General features: G+C 65.0%; 13 protein-coding genes. 5 read left to right on the top strand and 8 right to left on the bottom strand.

What is annotated here, in order from left to right; translation table 11 throughout:
* Nucleotides 1-226 precede the first annotated feature (226 nt).
* Nucleotides 227-1,111 (bottom strand): peptide chain release factor N(5)-glutamine methyltransferase, encoded by an 885-nt coding sequence (prmC, locus tag ABIB73_RS32445; RefSeq protein ID WP_502918473.1) that lies wholly within the window; start codon nt 1,109-1,111, stop codon nt 227-229.
* A gap of 101 nt (nt 1,112-1,212) precedes the next feature.
* Here prmC and ABIB73_RS32440 point away from each other — a divergent pair, with 101 nt between their 5' ends.
* A complete protein-coding gene (locus ABIB73_RS32440) occupies nt 1,213-1,638 on the top strand; it encodes an HIT family protein (protein WP_354230817.1) in 426 nt (141 codons plus the stop codon).
* 17 nt (nt 1,639-1,655) lie between these two features.
* Here the strand turns inward: ABIB73_RS32440 and ABIB73_RS32435 are convergent, their stop codons facing one another.
* From ABIB73_RS32435 to ABIB73_RS32420, 4 genes are all read right to left on the bottom strand, one after another.
* A complete protein-coding gene (locus ABIB73_RS32435; protein ID WP_354230815.1) occupies nt 1,656-2,354 on the bottom strand; it encodes an ABC transporter ATP-binding protein in 699 nt (232 codons plus the stop codon).
* Entirely contained in the window at nt 2,351-4,225 is a 1,875-nt protein-coding gene (locus ABIB73_RS32430; protein WP_354230813.1) for a branched-chain amino acid ABC transporter ATP-binding protein/permease, read from the bottom strand. Before ABIB73_RS32430 ends, ABIB73_RS32435 begins: the two co-directional genes overlap by 4 nt.
* Nucleotides 4,226-4,234: 9 nt before the next feature.
* Nucleotides 4,235-5,110 (bottom strand): branched-chain amino acid ABC transporter permease, encoded by an 876-nt coding sequence (locus tag ABIB73_RS32425; protein WP_354230811.1) that lies wholly within the window; start codon nt 5,108-5,110, stop codon nt 4,235-4,237.
* A gap of 98 nt (nt 5,111-5,208) precedes the next feature.
* On the bottom strand, nt 5,209-6,555 hold the full coding sequence (locus ABIB73_RS32420; RefSeq protein WP_354230809.1) for a substrate-binding protein: 1,347 nt from the start codon (nt 6,553-6,555) through the stop codon (nt 5,209-5,211).
* A gap of 267 nt (nt 6,556-6,822) precedes the next feature.
* Between ABIB73_RS32420 and ABIB73_RS32415 the strand changes: the two genes are divergently transcribed.
* Nucleotides 6,823-7,404 (top strand): hypothetical protein, encoded by a 582-nt coding sequence (locus ABIB73_RS32415; RefSeq protein ID WP_354230807.1) that lies wholly within the window; start codon nt 6,823-6,825, stop codon nt 7,402-7,404.
* A gap of 180 nt (nt 7,405-7,584) precedes the next feature.
* Nucleotides 7,585-8,010 carry a MarR family winged helix-turn-helix transcriptional regulator gene (locus tag ABIB73_RS32410; RefSeq protein WP_354230806.1) on the top strand — a complete coding sequence of 142 codons (426 nt, stop codon included), beginning with the start codon at nt 7,585-7,587 and terminating at the stop codon, nt 8,008-8,010.
* 18 nt (nt 8,011-8,028) lie between these two features.
* On the opposite strand, the gene prfA is transcribed toward ABIB73_RS32410, so the two are convergent.
* The 3 genes from prfA to ABIB73_RS32395 all read right to left on the bottom strand — a co-directional run bounded on the left by prfA (nt 8,029) and on the right by ABIB73_RS32395 (nt 12,965).
* On the bottom strand, nt 8,029-9,114 hold the full coding sequence (prfA, locus tag ABIB73_RS32405) for a peptide chain release factor 1 (protein ID WP_354230804.1): 1,086 nt from the start codon (nt 9,112-9,114) through the stop codon (nt 8,029-8,031).
* 57 nt (nt 9,115-9,171) lie between these two features.
* Nucleotides 9,172-11,439, bottom strand: a complete 2,268-nt coding sequence (gene ptsP / locus ABIB73_RS32400) for a phosphoenolpyruvate--protein phosphotransferase (protein ID WP_354230802.1) — start codon at nt 11,437-11,439, stop codon at nt 9,172-9,174.
* A 269-nt stretch (nt 11,440-11,708) separates the two neighbouring features.
* Entirely contained in the window at nt 11,709-12,965 is a 1,257-nt protein-coding gene (locus ABIB73_RS32395) for an aspartate kinase (protein ID WP_354230800.1), read from the bottom strand.
* A gap of 153 nt (nt 12,966-13,118) precedes the next feature.
* On the opposite strand from ABIB73_RS32395, the gene ABIB73_RS32390 reads away from it, so the two are divergent.
* Together ABIB73_RS32390 and ubiG are read left to right on the top strand one after the other, a co-directional pair.
* Entirely contained in the window at nt 13,119-13,586 is a 468-nt protein-coding gene (locus ABIB73_RS32390; RefSeq protein WP_354230798.1) for a PH domain-containing protein, read from the top strand.
* Between the two features lie 14 nt (nt 13,587-13,600).
* Nucleotides 13,601-14,374, top strand: coding sequence for a bifunctional 2-polyprenyl-6-hydroxyphenol methylase/3-demethylubiquinol 3-O-methyltransferase UbiG (gene ubiG, locus ABIB73_RS32385; RefSeq protein WP_354230796.1), 774 nt, complete (start codon nt 13,601-13,603; stop codon nt 14,372-14,374).
* Nucleotides 14,375-14,527 lie beyond the last annotated feature (153 nt).

Raw genomic sequence — 14,527 nt, 5'->3', positions numbered from 1 at the left:
GCGCGCAATATCAGGCTTTCGTTCACTTTGCGGTCGGAAAGCAGCGCGGCTCAATGGGCCATCGCGCTTAACAGGACCTGCGGCTTGGAACCTTAAATCAGTGAAGCTCTCGCTTGAGAGCCCGGCTTTCGCCCGTAGGTCTACGGGGCCGACACCGATATGTTAAGCAGAAGGTAGTCGTTCCGATCGGATATTCCAAGAGGTTTTTTACCGCCCAATCCGGCTTTTATGGGGGCATTTTTCGGGCCGAAACGGCCCTGGGGATGCCCGCCAGGTCGGCCTTGGGCGGCCTGTCCATCGATAACGCGGCGGCCCCCATCAGGGTTTCAATATTTCGGGCCTGACCCTGTCCCGCCTCGACGATCAGTGCCCCGCCCGGGACGAGGCGCTCAGCCGCCTGGGGGATCAAGGCGCGATAGGCGTCATATCCGTCGTTGCCGCCATCGAGCGCCAGATGCGGATCGTGCTCGCGCACTTCGATGCTCAATTTCGGGATTTCAGCCGAGGGAATATAGGGTGGGTTCGACACGATGAGATCGAACGGGCCCGAGAGCGCTGCCGCATAGGAGCAGGCGACGAAGGCGGCGCGGTCGGCAAGACCGAGAGCCGCGGCATTGCCCCTCGCGGTGCCGAGCGCGGTAAGGCTGAGGTCGGTGCCGACGCCGAAGGCATCGGGAATTTCGTGCAGCAGCGCGAGCAGGATCGCGCCGGAGCCGGTGCCGATATCTGCGATGCGCGGTCTCCGCCCCGTTGTGGCGCTCTCACGAAAAATCTCGAGCGCCAGCTCAACGACAGCCTCGGTGTCCGGCCGCGGCACCAGCGTCGCGTCTGATAGTTGAAACGGCAGGCCCCAGAATTCCCGGGTGCCGAGGATTCGTGCAACCGGCTCGCCGGCGAGCCGACGCTGCGCATATTGCTGGAGCTGCGCGGCCTCCTGAGGCGTGATCGGGCGTGCCGCCTGCGTGACCAGGCCGGTCAGGTCGAGGCCGAGCGCGGCGCCGGCAAGCATGCGTGCCTCGAGCTCGGCTTCCTCGGCGCCGGCGGATCTCAGCCGCGCCGCCAGGCCGCGTCTTGCGCTCTCAATGCTGCTTCCGGAAACGAAATCTGCCACTGATGGATCGATCCTGCCTGGCATCGTGGATAGGACGACGGCCATGCTTGCGTCAACGGACGCGGTCACGTTTGATCGGACCGACAGGCACGGTGATACCCATGGCGGCTTACGACGACCAGAACCCCTTCGCTAAAATCCTGCGCGGCGAGATTCCCTGCTTCAAGGTCTACGAGAGCCAGCGCAGCTTGGCCTTCCTCGACATCATGCCGCGCTCGCCCGGCCACACGCTGGTCATCCCAAAGGCGCCTGCGCGCGGGATTCTGGACATCGAGGAGGACGATCTCGCCGCGGTTGCCCGGACTGCCAAGCGGATCGCGGTGGCCGCGATGAAGGCTTTCGATGCGGGAGGCATCATCATCCAGCAGTTCAGCGAGCCCGCCAGCGGACAGGTGGTCTTTCACCTGCACATGCATGTGATGCCGGTGACGGCGGGCGCCGCGTTGCTGCCGCCCCAGACCCGCAAGGAAGACCCCGCGGTTCTTGCCGAGCACGCCCGGCGGATGATCGCAGCGCTCGACGGCTGAGCCCAGGTCCCGCGAAACTAGACGCCGAGATAGCGCTGCAGCAATTCCGGTTGCGCCTTGAGTTCCTGCGCCGGCCCTTCGTGCACGATGTGGCCGTTGTTGATGATGTAGATGCGGCTTGCCAGCGCCAGCGTCGCTGCAAGGTTCTGCTCGACCAGCACGATGGTCTGGCCGGCGGCGGCGAGATCGCGGCAGGCTTTCACGAGGTCGTGGACGATCACGGGAGCAAGGCCCTCGAACGGCTCGTCCAGCAGGATGATCTTGGGGTCGCGCACCAGCGCGCGGGCGATCGCCAGCATCTGCTGCTCGCCGCCGGACAGCTCGGTGCCGCGGTTGTTGCGCCGTTCCTTCAGCCGCGGAAACATCTCGTAGACGCGATCGAGCGGCCAGCGCCTGGCCGCAGTGATCCCGGCAATGACGATGTTCTCCTCGACCGAGAGGCTGCCGAAGATGCGGCGCTCCTCGTGAACGAGCTGCATGCCGGCCTGCGCGATCTTGTGGCTCCTGCGCCCGGCGATATCGGCGCCGTCGAACATCACGGTGCCGCTGCGCGGCGTCACAACGCCCATCAGGCTCTTCAGCGTCGTGCTCTTGCCGGCGCCGTTGCGGCCGAGCAGCGCGACCACCTCGTGCCGCTCGACGCGCATGGCGACGTCGAACAGGATGTGGGAGTCTCCATAATAGCTGTTCAGGCCGTCGACCTCGATCAGGCTCATGCGGCGATCTCTCCGTGGACGCCGCCGAGATAGGCTTCCTGCACTGCGGCGTTGGTCTTGATTTCCTCGGGCGTGCCCTCGACCAGTACACGGCCTTCCTGGAGCACCGTCACGCGTTCGACCAGCTCGAACAACGAGTCCATGTCATGGTCGATGATGATCATGGTCCGGTCGCGCGCGATCGACTTGAGCAGCCGGACCGTTTCGACCCGCTCACGCGGGCTCATGCCGGCGAGCGGCTCGTCGAGCAGGAGCAAGCGTGGCGAGGTGGCGAGCGCAAGCCCGATCTCGAGCCGGCGCTTCTCGCCATAGGCGAGCTCGGCGACCGGCGTGTCGGCCCGCCTGGTCAGGCTCACTAGCGCGAGCGTATGCTCCACCTGCTCCGACAGGCCCTTCACATTGGAGAGCTTCCGGAACAGGTCGAGCCGGAACTTGCCGCGCAGTTCGGCGAGCGCCGCAATCGTGAGATTCTGGCGCACCGTCAGTCCGGTAAACAGCTGGTTGACCTGGTAGCTCTTGGTGAGCCCGAGCTGGCACACTTCGGTAACATGCAGTCCCGTGATGTCGCGGCCTTCGAACACGATCTGACCGGACGTCGGCGCGATCTCGCAGGTCAGCATCTTGAAGAAGGTCGACTTGCCGGCACCGTTGGGCCCGATGATGCCGCGGAGCTCACCCTGATTGACGCTGAAATCGATATCGCTGTTGGCGACGAGACCGCCATAGCGCTTGGTGAGGCCGCTGGCTTTCAGGATCGGGCCGGAATAGGCGGCATGTTCGACATCCTTTGCCAGCAGCGGGGCCGGCACGGCCTGCTTGGCGGCCTCGACCTCGGCCGCCTGTTGCTCCGCTTCGGCGGTCAGGCCGGAAGGGGCTTCCGCCTCGGGCTCTCTGGTCCGTTTGCCGGCCAGGAAGCGATAAAGATCCGCGAGCCCGCCGATGATGCCGCCGCGCAGGAAACAGACCAGCAAGACGAACACGAGGCCCAGCACCAGCTTCCAGGCCGCACCCAATCCGAGCGCAGCCTGGAGGAAATCCTGGAGGAACAACCATACGGCTGCGCCGACCAGCGGTCCGAACAGCGTGCCACGGCCGCCGATCGCGGTCTGCATCACGAGCTGGCCGGACGTGTCGAACGTGAAGGCGTCGGGCGGCATGAAGGCCTGAAGCACGCCGAGCAGTCCGCCGGCGAACCCGGCATAGGCGGCGGCGATCACGAACGCGGTCAGCTTGTATGCATGGATGTTGTGGCCGACCGCCGTGGCGCGTAGCGGATTGTCGCGGATGGCACTGAGGATGGCGCCGACCGGCGAGCGAACGATCCGCAGCGCGATCACGACGCCGATAAAATAACAGAGCGCGATGAACTGATAGAGCGACCAGCCATTGGTGAAGTGCAGGGTGGTGAATCCGAGATTGAAGCTCGGTGTCGGTACGCCGGGCAGGCCGTTCTCGCCGCCGGTGAAGTCCGACAGCGGATTGAACTCGACGAAGAAGAACACCTCGGCAATCGCCACCGTGATCATCGCGAAATAGATGCCGGTGCGCCGAAGCGCGATCAGTCCGATCAGATATCCGGTCGCGGCAGCGGCGATCATGCCGATGATCAGCGCGCCCAGCACGTTGCCGAAGCCGGCGCGGGTCAGAAGATAGGCCGCGACAAAACCGCCCGTGCCGTAGAAGGCCGATTGCCCGAACGACAGCAGGCCGGTGAAGCCGAACAGGATATCGAAGCCGAGGCCGAACAGACCCCACACCAGAATGCGGTTGACGGTGTTGGGTGCAAAGCCGAGATGGGGGAGCACGAAGGGCGCCACGATCAGCCCAATGGCCGTCAGCGTCTCGATCAGGAAGGGGCGTTGCTTGAGCATCGGATTGACTTACTCTCGGCCTTGCACGCCCAGCAGCCCGTGCGGCCGCACCACGAGGACGAGCGTCATCGCCGCGAACAGCATCACATAGGCGTAGCCCGGGTTGAACATCGAGGTGACGCTGATGATCTCTCCGGCGATCAGGCCGCCGAGGATCGCGCCCGGGAACGACCCGACCCCGCCGATCACCACAACGACGAATGTCTCGACCAGGATGTCGTCGCCGACGCCCGGCGTCAGCGACACCACCGGCGCGTTGACGATGCCGGCAAAGCCGGCGGCCATCGCGCCGATGCCGAACACCACCATGAAGACACGGTAGACGTTGATGCCGAGCGAATCCACCATCACCGAATCCTCGATGCCGGCGCGCACGATCATGCCGAGCCGGGTGCGGTAGAGGACGAGGAACAGCGCGCCGAGTGCGATCGCGACGATGCCGACCACTGCAAGGCGGTAAGTCGGATAGAACATGAAGCCGAGATTGGTGATGCCCTGGAATAACGCCGGAGGCGGCACGACCTGCGACTGGCTCGAGAAGATCAGGCGCACGATCTCGACGAAGCAGATGCCGAGCCCGAACGTGACGAGCAGCTGGTCCTCGTGCGGGCGGTGATAGAAATGGCGGATGATGACACGTTCCATCGCCACGCCCAGCAGCATCACGAACAGGGAGCCGGCGAGGACAGCGAGGATGAACGAGTCGGTGTACTGGAAGGCGACGAAGCCGGCGTAGCCGCCGATCATGAACATCGCGCCGTGCGCGAGGTTCAGCACGCCGAGCGTGCCGTAGATGATGGTCAGGCCGGAGCTGATCAGCGCGAGCAGCGCGCCGAGCGCGAGCCCGTTGAAGAGCTGCGAAACGAGATTGGGCCAATTGATCATGCGGCGATCACGGTTGAGCTACGCAAACGGGGCGCTCTAAAAAAGGTGACGCCGCAGGGGCGGATGCAGCCCGCGGCGTCACAGGGGTCAACGCGGGTTCAGGTGTAGTCGCCGAGATGGCAGCCGAACGCGTCGGGCTTCTGCATCAGGCTATCGCCTGGAACGATCTCGACGACGTCGTACCAATCCTCCTTGTTCTTCATGTCCTTCTGCATCTTGCCCTTCACGATGATGACCGGGCGGATGCATTGATGGTCCTCGGCGCGATAGTGCACGTCCCCGACGAGGGACGGCAGGGTCTCGCCCTTCTCATAGGTCTTGATCACGTCAGGCGGATTGAAGCTGCCGGCTTCCTCGCACATGTGGGCCCAGTGCGCGAAGCTGACATAGGCGTTCTCCGCGCCCCATTCCGGCTTGTAGCCGTACTTCTTCTCGAAGGCTTCGTTGAACATCTTGGCCAGAGGGAACTTGTCCTCGATCGTCCACCAATAGTCGGTGGCGGCGTAGACGCCCTGCATCAGCCCGCCGGTCTCGCGCGCGATGAACGGCACCTGGTAGGGGACGACCAGCTTCATCTTGTCGAGCACGCCGAACTGCTTGGCCTGCTGGGTCGACAGCACCGCGTCGTGGCCCCAGTTGACGTTGATGAGCACGTCCGCCCCGGAATTCGCGACGTTGAGAAGGTAAGAGGAATAGTCGGGCGCGCCGAGCGGCGCGACCTGGTTGGTCGTCGTCGTCCAGCCCGCGGCCGCGAGGAAGTCCTGCATCGACTTGGTGACGGTGTGGCCGTAGGTGTAGTCCGGCGTCAGATAGGCCGCCTTCTTGTTCTTGCCGAACTCCCTCACCATGACCGGCCCGATCGCCGCGGCGGCGGTCTGGCCGAAGAAATTCTGCCGGAAGCCGTAGCGAACGCAGTCCTTGCCGGTGGTGTCGTTCGAGCCGGAAATGCCGCACACGAACAGGACATGCTCGCGCTGCGCGAGTTTGTTGAGGGCAACTGCAACGGCGCTCGACGTGCCGCCGGTGATCATGATCGCCTTGTTCTCGCTGATGAAGCGCTGCTGCGCCTGCACTGCTTCGTTCGGCTTGGCGGCGGAGTCCGCGACGCCGAACTTCAGCTCCTTACCGAGCACGCCCTTGCTGGTCTTGGGCGAGATCTTTTTGATCAGGTCGTGACCCTCGTTGATGTGCTCGATCGCGAGCTGATAGCCCTTGAGCTCGTCTTCGCCCTGCACGGCATAGGTACCGGTGCGCGGCACCGAAATTCCGATGAAAGCCGTGGAACCCGAGACGCCGGCGGGATAGGAGCCGATCGCCGGCTTGTCGTCGGCAAACGCCGGCAGCGCGGGCAGCAGCGTGCCGCCGACGAGTCCCGCGCTCGTTTGAAGCAGGCTGCGGCGCGAGATGCCGTGGCTCAGGCCACGGCGGATGAGCTTGTCAGTCATGATGGCTTCCTCCGAACAACGTTCTTGCTTGCGAGCACAACGCAACCCGCCCGGCGTTGTCCGGCATCGAGGGCCGGAACGCCGGGCACGTCACATCCGCGTGTAGTTCTTGCCCCTATGCATTGCTTGTGAAGGCCTCCTGTCAATTTCGCCTTTGGTCGAACAACGAAAATTATCTCGTGAAAACATATCGGGTAACGATATATATTAGTCTTTGTGAGTATGAGACCGGCGGGTTCGGCGAGCGACATGGCGCGACAGACCAGAATGACGAGTGCCCGGAAACGGCAGTCCTGGCCGCAAGAGGCGGAGCGGCAGGCGGCGGAGGGCGCCGACCCGCGCGCGGCGCCGCAGCCCGATGCGTCTCCCATGTCGGAGCCGCGCAACCGGCCAGCCGGCTGGCGCGGGCCGCCCGCAGGCACCGTTCAGGTGAAACGTGCGCCCGGCCCGATGAAGACGCTGAGCGTCCGCGCCCAGAACGTCCTCAAGGAGCTCGCGGTCGAGCTCACCGGCGAGCAGCCGCCGAAGGGGAAATGGTCGCCGTCGCGCGAGTTGCTGCTCGCGCTGACGGCCGAGCGCCTCGCAACCGCGCGCAATTGCGGCCCTCACACGATGCACGAGATCATCACCTGGGCGCAGGGCTGCGGGGTGACCATCAAGCCGGTGATCCGGCCCGGCGGCTCCTTGTCGGAGATGTGGGCGGGATTGATTGCCAATGCGTCAGCCGGTGCCTTGACCAGTGCCGAGATCGTCGGCGCGCTCCAGCGTTCGATCAGGCGGAAAAGCGTCCGCATCCCGATCGCGTTTCAGGTCATCCTGGTGAAGATCCTGCTTTCCAGCTTCGAATAGGCGGCCGGCTCGTTGACTTTCGGACCTCGATAATTGTGCATCCGCAGCGCCGGTCGGTTGGCCCGGCTGATCCTTCCTTGCTAATCTTGCGCTAGGCTCCACGGGTTGGGTCGAAGCCGAAGGCGCGGAATGGTTCAATCGACGCGGAAGACGGGGCGCCCGGCGTCCGCGCGGCCATCAATGCGCGGCGCGATGCGCGAGTCCGACTATGCGGCGCTGGCGCAGTTCCGCTACCAGATCCGGAGCTTTCTGGCGTTCAGCGAAACCGCCGCGGCGGAGCAGGGATTGACGCCGACACAGCATCAGGCGCTGCTCGGCATCAAGGGCTTTGTTCGGCCGGGTCCGGCAACCGTTGGCGACGTCGCGCGATTCCTGCTGATCCGGCATCATTCCGCAGTCGAGTTGATCGACCGTTTGGCCAAGCTCGGGCTGGTCAGTCGGGGTGCCGATCCCGAGGACGCCAGACGCGTTCACCTCAAGCTGACGAAGAAGGGGGAGCAGAAACTCCATGCGCTCTCGCGGCGGAATCTCGAGGAGCTCCGTCGCGCGGCGAGCCCGGCGCTCAACCGCCTGTTGAAGTCATTCCCGGAATCCGGCGAGTCCTGAGCGCTGGGTCCGCGCCTGTTACGCCGCCGCGCCTTGTGCGGCGAGCTGGGCGGCCTGGTGCTCGGTGGTCAGCGCGTCAATCAGCTCGCCGATTGCTTCTCCCGCGATCACCTGCGGCAGCTTGTAGAGCGTCAAATTGATGCGATGGTCGGTGACGCGGCCTTGCGGGAAATTATAGGTGCGGATGCGCTCGCTGCGGTCGCCGGAGCCGACCTTCTCCTTGCGCTCGGCCGAGCGCGCCGCGTCGACGCGCTGCTGCTCCGCGTCGTAGATGCGCGAGCGCAGGATATTCATCGCGGAGGCGCGGTTTTTATGCTGCGAGCGGCTGTCCTGCATCATCACCACGATGCCGGTCGGGATGTGGGTGATGCGGATTGCCGATTCGGTCTTGTTGACGTGCTGACCGCCGGCGCCCTGCGCGCGCATGGTCTCGATGCGCAGATCGTCGTTCTTGATGTCGACGTCGACGTCCTCGACCTCGGGCAATACGGCCACCGTCGCCGCCGAAGTGTGGATGCGCCCCTGTGTCTCGGTGTCGGGCACGCGCTGCACGCGGTGCACGCCGGATTCGAATTTCAGCTTCGAGAACGCGCCGCGGCCCTGCACCTCCGCGATGATTTCCTTGTAGCCGCCGACGGTGCCTTCGCTCGCCGAGATCACCTCGACCTTCCAGCCCTGAAGGCTCGCAAAGCGCTCGTACATCCGGAACAAATCGCCGGCGAACAATGAGGCCTCGTCGCCGCCGGTGCCGGCGCGGATTTCCAGCACCACGTTGCGGTCGTCCATGGCGTCCTTGGGCAACAGCGCGACGCGGATTTTCTGGACGAGCTCCTCGATCTTCGGCTGGAGCTCGTCGCGCTCGGCTTCGGCCATGCTGCGCATTTCGGCGTCGGTGGCGGGATCGGCGATCAGCGCCTCGGTATCCGCGAGCTCCTTGACGGCGGAACGATAGGTTTTCACCGCCTCGATCAGCGGGGTGATCTCGGCGAGCTCGCGCGTCACCTGCACATAGCGCTCGGAGGAGAGCTGGCCGAGCGATTCAGCCTCGAGCGAGGCGTGATGCGCGAGCAGGAGGTCCAGTTTGGCTTCAGGAAGTGACGACATCGGTATGGTCTCAAGGGGCGGAAGGAGGCGAGGCGGCTGGTAGAGGCGACTGGCCCGCTACAAAGCCAGGCCTTCGGCCTCGGCAAATTCCGTCAGTTTCTGCCGGATCGAGACGCTGCCGGTCGGCGCATCCAGCAACGGGCCGAGCATCGCTTCGGCCTTTTTCGCATCGAGATCGATCACCATCGCCTTGACCGGGCCGAGCGCAGTCGCCGAGAGCGACAGCGAGCGATAGCCCATCGCGATCAGGGCGAGCGCGCCGATCGGCTTCGAGGCCATCTCGCCGCAGAGCGAGAGCGACTTCTTTGCCGCGTTGGACTTCCGTGCGATCTCGCGCAGCACGCGCAGGATCGGCGCCGACATGGTGTCGAAACGCTCCGACACCTTGGCATTGCCGCGGTCGACCGCGAACAGGAACTGGAACAGATCGTTGGAGCCGACCGAGATGAAGTCGACCTTCTTCAGGAGTTCGTCGAGCTGATAGAGCAGCGCCGGCACCTCGACCATAGTGCCGATGTCGATGCGCTCCGGCAGCGTGTGGCCGTGCTGGCGCAGATAAGTGAGCTCGCGCTCGACCAGCGCCTTCGCCGAATCGAACTCGGCGACCTCCGAGATCATCGGGAACATCACGCGCAGCGCACGGCCGCCGCCGGCGCGCAGCAGCGCGCGGATCTGGCCGCGCAACAGGCCGGGACGGTCGAGCCCGAGCCGGATCGCACGCCAGCCGAGCGCGGGATTCTCCTCGATCACGGTCTCCATATAGGGCAGCGCCTTGTCGCCGCCGATGTCGAGGGTGCGGAAAGTGACCGGCTTGCTGCCGGCGGCATCCAGCACGGCGCGATAGAGCGCGAGCTGGTCGCTGGTGCGCGGCAGGCTCTGGCCGACCATGAATTGCAGTTCGGTGCGGAACAGGCCGATGCCGGCGCTGCCGGTGTCCTCGATATGCGGCAGGTCGATCGCAAGACCTGCGTTGATCAGGAGCTCGACCTTCTCGCCGTCCCTGGTGACGCAGGGCCGGTCGCGCAGCGCCAGATATTGCGCCTGGCGCCGGGCGCGGAAGCGCACCCGCTCGGCAAAGGCCGCCTCGATTTCCTGCGACGGACGCACATAGATGGTGCCCGACGTGCCATCGACGATGACGGCGTCGCCGGGATCGGCGATGCCCGGCGCGTTCGGCACCTCGCCGACCGCGGGAATGCCGAGCGCGCGCGCCACGATCGAAACGTGGGAATTGGCGGTGCCTTCCTCCAATATGATGCCGCGCAGGCGCTTGCGGTCGTAGTCGAGCAGCGCCGCCGGTCCCATCGCGCGCGCGATGACGATGGCGTTGTCGGGCAATTGCTCGCGCGAGGGCGCGTGATCCTGGCCGACCAGCTGGCGCATCAGGCGGTAGCCGAGATCCTCGAGATCGTGCAGCCGGTCGCGCAAATAGGGGTCGGTCACGCGCAGCATGCGGGCGCGGGTGTCGGACTGCACGCGCTCGACGGCGGCTTCCGCCGTGAGGCCGGTGGCGACCGCCTCGTGCAGCTTGTGCGACCAGCCCTGGTCGTTGGCGAACATGCGATAGGCTTCCAGCACGTCGCGATGCTCGCCGCCTTCGGCGACGTCGCCGCGCTCCAGCATGCGATCGAGGTCCGAGCGCAGCTTGGCGAGCGCGGTGTCGAGCCGCTTGATTTCCTTCGGCAGGTCCTCGGCGATGTAGTCCTTGATGACGACGCGCGGCTCGTGCAGCACGACATGGCCGAGCGCGATGCCTTCCGAGAGGATGGCGCCGGCCTTCTGCGTGGAATGGCGCGCGGCAGGCTCATGGCCCGGCTGGGCGAGCGCGGACAGTTCGCCGGAGGCGATCAGCTCCGCCAGCACCATGGCGGTGGTTTGCAGCGCCTCGAGCTCCTCCTCGACATAGGTGCGCTTGGCGCGGTTCTGCACCACCAGCACGCCGAGCGTGTTGCCGGCGCGCAGGATCGGCACACCGAGGAAGGAGTGGTAGATTTCTTCACCGGTCTCGGGGCGGAACGAGAAAGCCGGGTGGCTTTGCGCGTCGTTCAAGTTGAGCGGCGTCGCATCGCTGGCGACGAGGCCGACCAGGCCCTCATGGGCGCTCAGCACGGTATGGTGCACCGCTTCGCGGTTGAGGCCTTCGGTGGCGTAGAGCTCGAGCGTGTTGTCGACGCGCAGCACGTAGACCGAGCACACCTCGGCCACCATGTTGGCGGCGATCAGCACTACGATCTTGTCCAGCCGCTCCTGGGCCGAGACCTGCTCCGCCATGGTTTCGCGGAGCCGTCTCAACAAGACGCGGGGACCTCCCGACGCGCTCCGCATGTGCCGTCAATCTCCTCCGTCAGCCGGGCCCGAAACGGACTCCGGCGGCTCGCCCGAAAATCCAGAAAAACAACGAATTTGCTCATCCGGCGCCGGCCCAAGCTGTTGCCTGAGCCGAATCAGCACCGCCTCAACTGGGGCACAGTATGTGGCAGCCCACCCTGTTCGCCGTATAGCGAATTGGGGCTTGTTTTGCCAAGCAAAACGCCTGCCAGACGCGAAGGTGTGTACACCTTCGCGTTTGCTGCGACCGCTAAGAGAAAATTAGTCTAAGCCTGATCAAGCCCGTAGAGCGTGTGCAGGGTGCGCACCGCAAGCTCGGTATAGGCGGTGTCGATCAAAACCGAGAATTTGATCTCGGAGGTTGTAATGGCCCGGATGTTGATATTCCGTCCGGCGAGGGCCGAAAACGCCTGGGCGGCGACGCCGGCATGGCTGCGCATGCCGCTGCCGATCACCGAGATCTTGGCGACGTCGGTGGCGGTGTCGAGCCTGATGTAGCCGATCTTGTCCTTGGCGGCGGTGATCGTGTCCCTGGCGCGGGTGTAGTCCGCGGCCGGCACCGTGAAGGTGAGGTCGGTGGTTTTGCCGTCCTCGGAGACGTTCTGCACGATCATGTCGACGTTGATGTTGGCGTCCGCGAGCGGGCCGAAGATCGACGCCGCCACGCCGGGCTTGTCCTCGATCTGGCGCACCGAGATCTGGGCCTCGTCCTTCGAAAAGGCGATGCCGGTGACGACGTGGCTTTCCATGATCTCCTCCTCGCTGCAGATCAGCGTGCCGGGCGGCTGGTTGGCATGCGGGTCGATATCCTCGGGCTTGTCGAAACTCGAGCGGACGAAGATCGGCATGTTGTGGACCATGCCGAGTTCCACCGAACGGACCTGGAGCACTTTTGCGCCCTGGGAGGCCAGTTCCAGCATGTCTTCGAACGCGATCTTGTCGAGACGGCGGGCCTTCGGCACGATTCGCGGGTCGGTGGTGTAGACACCGTCGACGTCGGTGTAGATGTCGCAGCGGTCCGCCTTGACGGCGGCGGCGATTGCGACGGCCGAGGTGTCGGAGCCGCCGCGGCCGAGCGTGGTGATTCGATTCGTCTCGGGATTGATGCCCTGGAAGCCGGCGATGACGGCGACCTCTTTCCGCTCCTTGAAGCGGTTGATGATCTCGGTGCCATCGATGTCCTCGATCCGGGCCGAGGCATGGGCGTCGCTGGTCTTGATCGGGATCTGCCAGCCCTGCCAGGAGCGGGCCTGAATACCCATGCCCTGGAGCGCGATGGCGAGCAGGCCCGATGTCACCTGTTCGCCGGAGGCGACCACGGCGTCGTATTCACGCGCATCATGCATCGGCGAGGCCTCAGTGCACCAGGCCACCAGCTCGTTGGTCTTGCCGGACATCGCGGAGACGACCACGGCCACCTGATGGCCGGCGTCGACCTCACGCTTCACATGGCGTGCGACGTTGCGGATGCGTTCGATGTTGGCGACGGATGTGCCGCCGAATTTCATCACGAGGCGGCTCATGACGACGCGTGCATTCCCTCATAAGGATCAGTATGGTGACCGCGCTGGACGGGTGCCCCGCGGATACCGACCGCGCGTATACATAGCGGCGGCGCCGGGGGCAAGCGGGTTCCTGCGGGGGGCAGGGTGCGGGGGTATGGGTTAACCGAGATCATGGCGCGTTATATCGACGAGATCCTGCAACAGGGCGAGCGGGTGCTGTATTCGACCAATGCGCACTGGATCTTCTATTTTCCGGCGATTGTGGCCTGGATCGCGGCTGTGGCCCTGTTCGTGGCGTCGCGGCAGATCGACGTCTATAGCGTGATGGTGCTGTGCCTGATCGGAGCCGGCCTGGTGGCGCTGGCGGCGCTCTACTGGACTGTGAAGGGCTGGTTCCACCGCTTCACCACCGAGACCGACGTCACCAATTTGCGGGTCGTGCACAAGACCGGGTTCATCAAGCGCCGCACCTTCGAGATGGCGCTGGACAAGGTCGAGAGCGTCGATGTGAACCAGTCGATTCTTGGACGTATTCTCAACTATGGCGACGTGACCATCAACGGCGTTGGCGAAGGTCGCGAAACCATCCGGACCATCGCCTCGCCGCTCGCCTTCCGTAGTTCGATCACCACGCGGTAGGACCGCGCTACTTCATGAGCATGCAGCAAAATACTTTCGCAACCGCAGCCCCGCAGCCAGGTTCGACCGTCGACGCGGCCGAGATTGCAAAGTTCTCAAAACTCTCGGCGGAGTGGTGGGACCCCAAGGGCAAGATGGCGCCGCTGCACCGGATCAATCCGCTACGGCTCGGCTACATCCGCGATGCCGCCTGCCGCAAGTTCGAACGCAATGTGCGCAGCCTCAACTGCCTCGGTGGCCTGCGCGTGCTCGACATCGGCTGCGGCGCCGGCCTGTTGTGCGAGCCATTGTCGCGGCTGGGCGCGCAGGTCATTGGCGTGGATCCCTCGGTCAGCAACATCGCGGCCGCCAAGCTCCATGCGGACAAAGGGCATCTGTCGATTGACTACCGCTGCACCACGGTCGAGGAGATTGATCCGCGCGAACGCTTCGACATCGTGCTGGCGATGGAGGTGGTCGAGCACGTCGTCGACGTCGGCGTTTTCCTGAAGCGCTGCGCTTCGATGCTGAAGCCGAACGGCCTGATGGTGGTCTCGACGCTGAACCGGAACTGGAAGAGCTTTGCGCTCGCCATCGTCGGCGCCGAATACGTCCTGCGCTGGCTGCCGCGTGGCACCCATGAATGGAACAAGTTCGTCACCCCCGACGAGCTGACGAGATATCTCCTCGACAACCGCCTCGTCATCACCGAGCAGACCGGCGTCGTCTACAGCCCCTTCGCCGACAAATGGACCCTCTCCTCCGACATGGACGTGAATTACATGGTCGTGGCGGAAGGGATGGTGTGAGGGCGGGCTGCCCGCAGCGGCTGAGTTGCTTGTAAGGGGCCGTCTGCGACAACAAATCCGGTGTCGGGGGGGGGGGGGGGGGGGGGGGGGGGGCGGGGGGGGGGCGGGGGCGGGGCGGGGGGGGGGGGGCTGCCGCCCGCAGAGAGCTCGCGC

The organism is Bradyrhizobium sp. F1.4.3 (assembly GCF_040548375.1).
Taxonomy (GTDB): Bacteria; Pseudomonadota; Alphaproteobacteria; order Rhizobiales; family Xanthobacteraceae; genus Bradyrhizobium.
Note: the sequence above shows the minus strand (reverse complement) of the source record. Positions and strands in the feature narration are given on the sequence as shown.

Coding starts and splice junctions, on each gene's coding strand:
- ABIB73_RS32395 (WP_354230800.1), bottom strand. CDS start 12,965: ATGAGCCGCCTCGTGATGAAATTCGGCGGCACATCCGTCGCCAACATC.
- ABIB73_RS32390 (WP_354230798.1), top strand. CDS start 13,119: ATGGCGCGTTATATCGACGAGATCCTGCAACAGGGCGAGCGGGTGCTG.
- ABIB73_RS32435 (WP_354230815.1), bottom strand. CDS start 2,354: ATGAGCCTGATCGAGGTCGACGGCCTGAACAGCTATTATGGAGACTCC.
- prfA (WP_354230804.1), bottom strand. CDS start 9,114: ATGTCGTCACTTCCTGAAGCCAAACTGGACCTCCTGCTCGCGCATCAC.
- ABIB73_RS32410 (WP_354230806.1), top strand. CDS start 7,585: ATGCGCGGCGCGATGCGCGAGTCCGACTATGCGGCGCTGGCGCAGTTC.
- ubiG (WP_354230796.1), top strand. CDS start 13,601: ATGAGCATGCAGCAAAATACTTTCGCAACCGCAGCCCCGCAGCCAGGT.
- ABIB73_RS32415 (WP_354230807.1), top strand. CDS start 6,823: ATGACGAGTGCCCGGAAACGGCAGTCCTGGCCGCAAGAGGCGGAGCGG.
- ABIB73_RS32430 (WP_354230813.1), bottom strand. CDS start 4,225: ATGCTCAAGCAACGCCCCTTCCTGATCGAGACGCTGACGGCCATTGGG.
- ABIB73_RS32425 (WP_354230811.1), bottom strand. CDS start 5,110: ATGATCAATTGGCCCAATCTCGTTTCGCAGCTCTTCAACGGGCTCGCG.
- ABIB73_RS32420 (WP_354230809.1), bottom strand. CDS start 6,555: ATGACTGACAAGCTCATCCGCCGTGGCCTGAGCCACGGCATCTCGCGC.
- ptsP (WP_354230802.1), bottom strand. CDS start 11,439: ATGCGGAGCGCGTCGGGAGGTCCCCGCGTCTTGTTGAGACGGCTCCGC.
- ABIB73_RS32440 (WP_354230817.1), top strand. CDS start 1,213: ATGGCGGCTTACGACGACCAGAACCCCTTCGCTAAAATCCTGCGCGGC.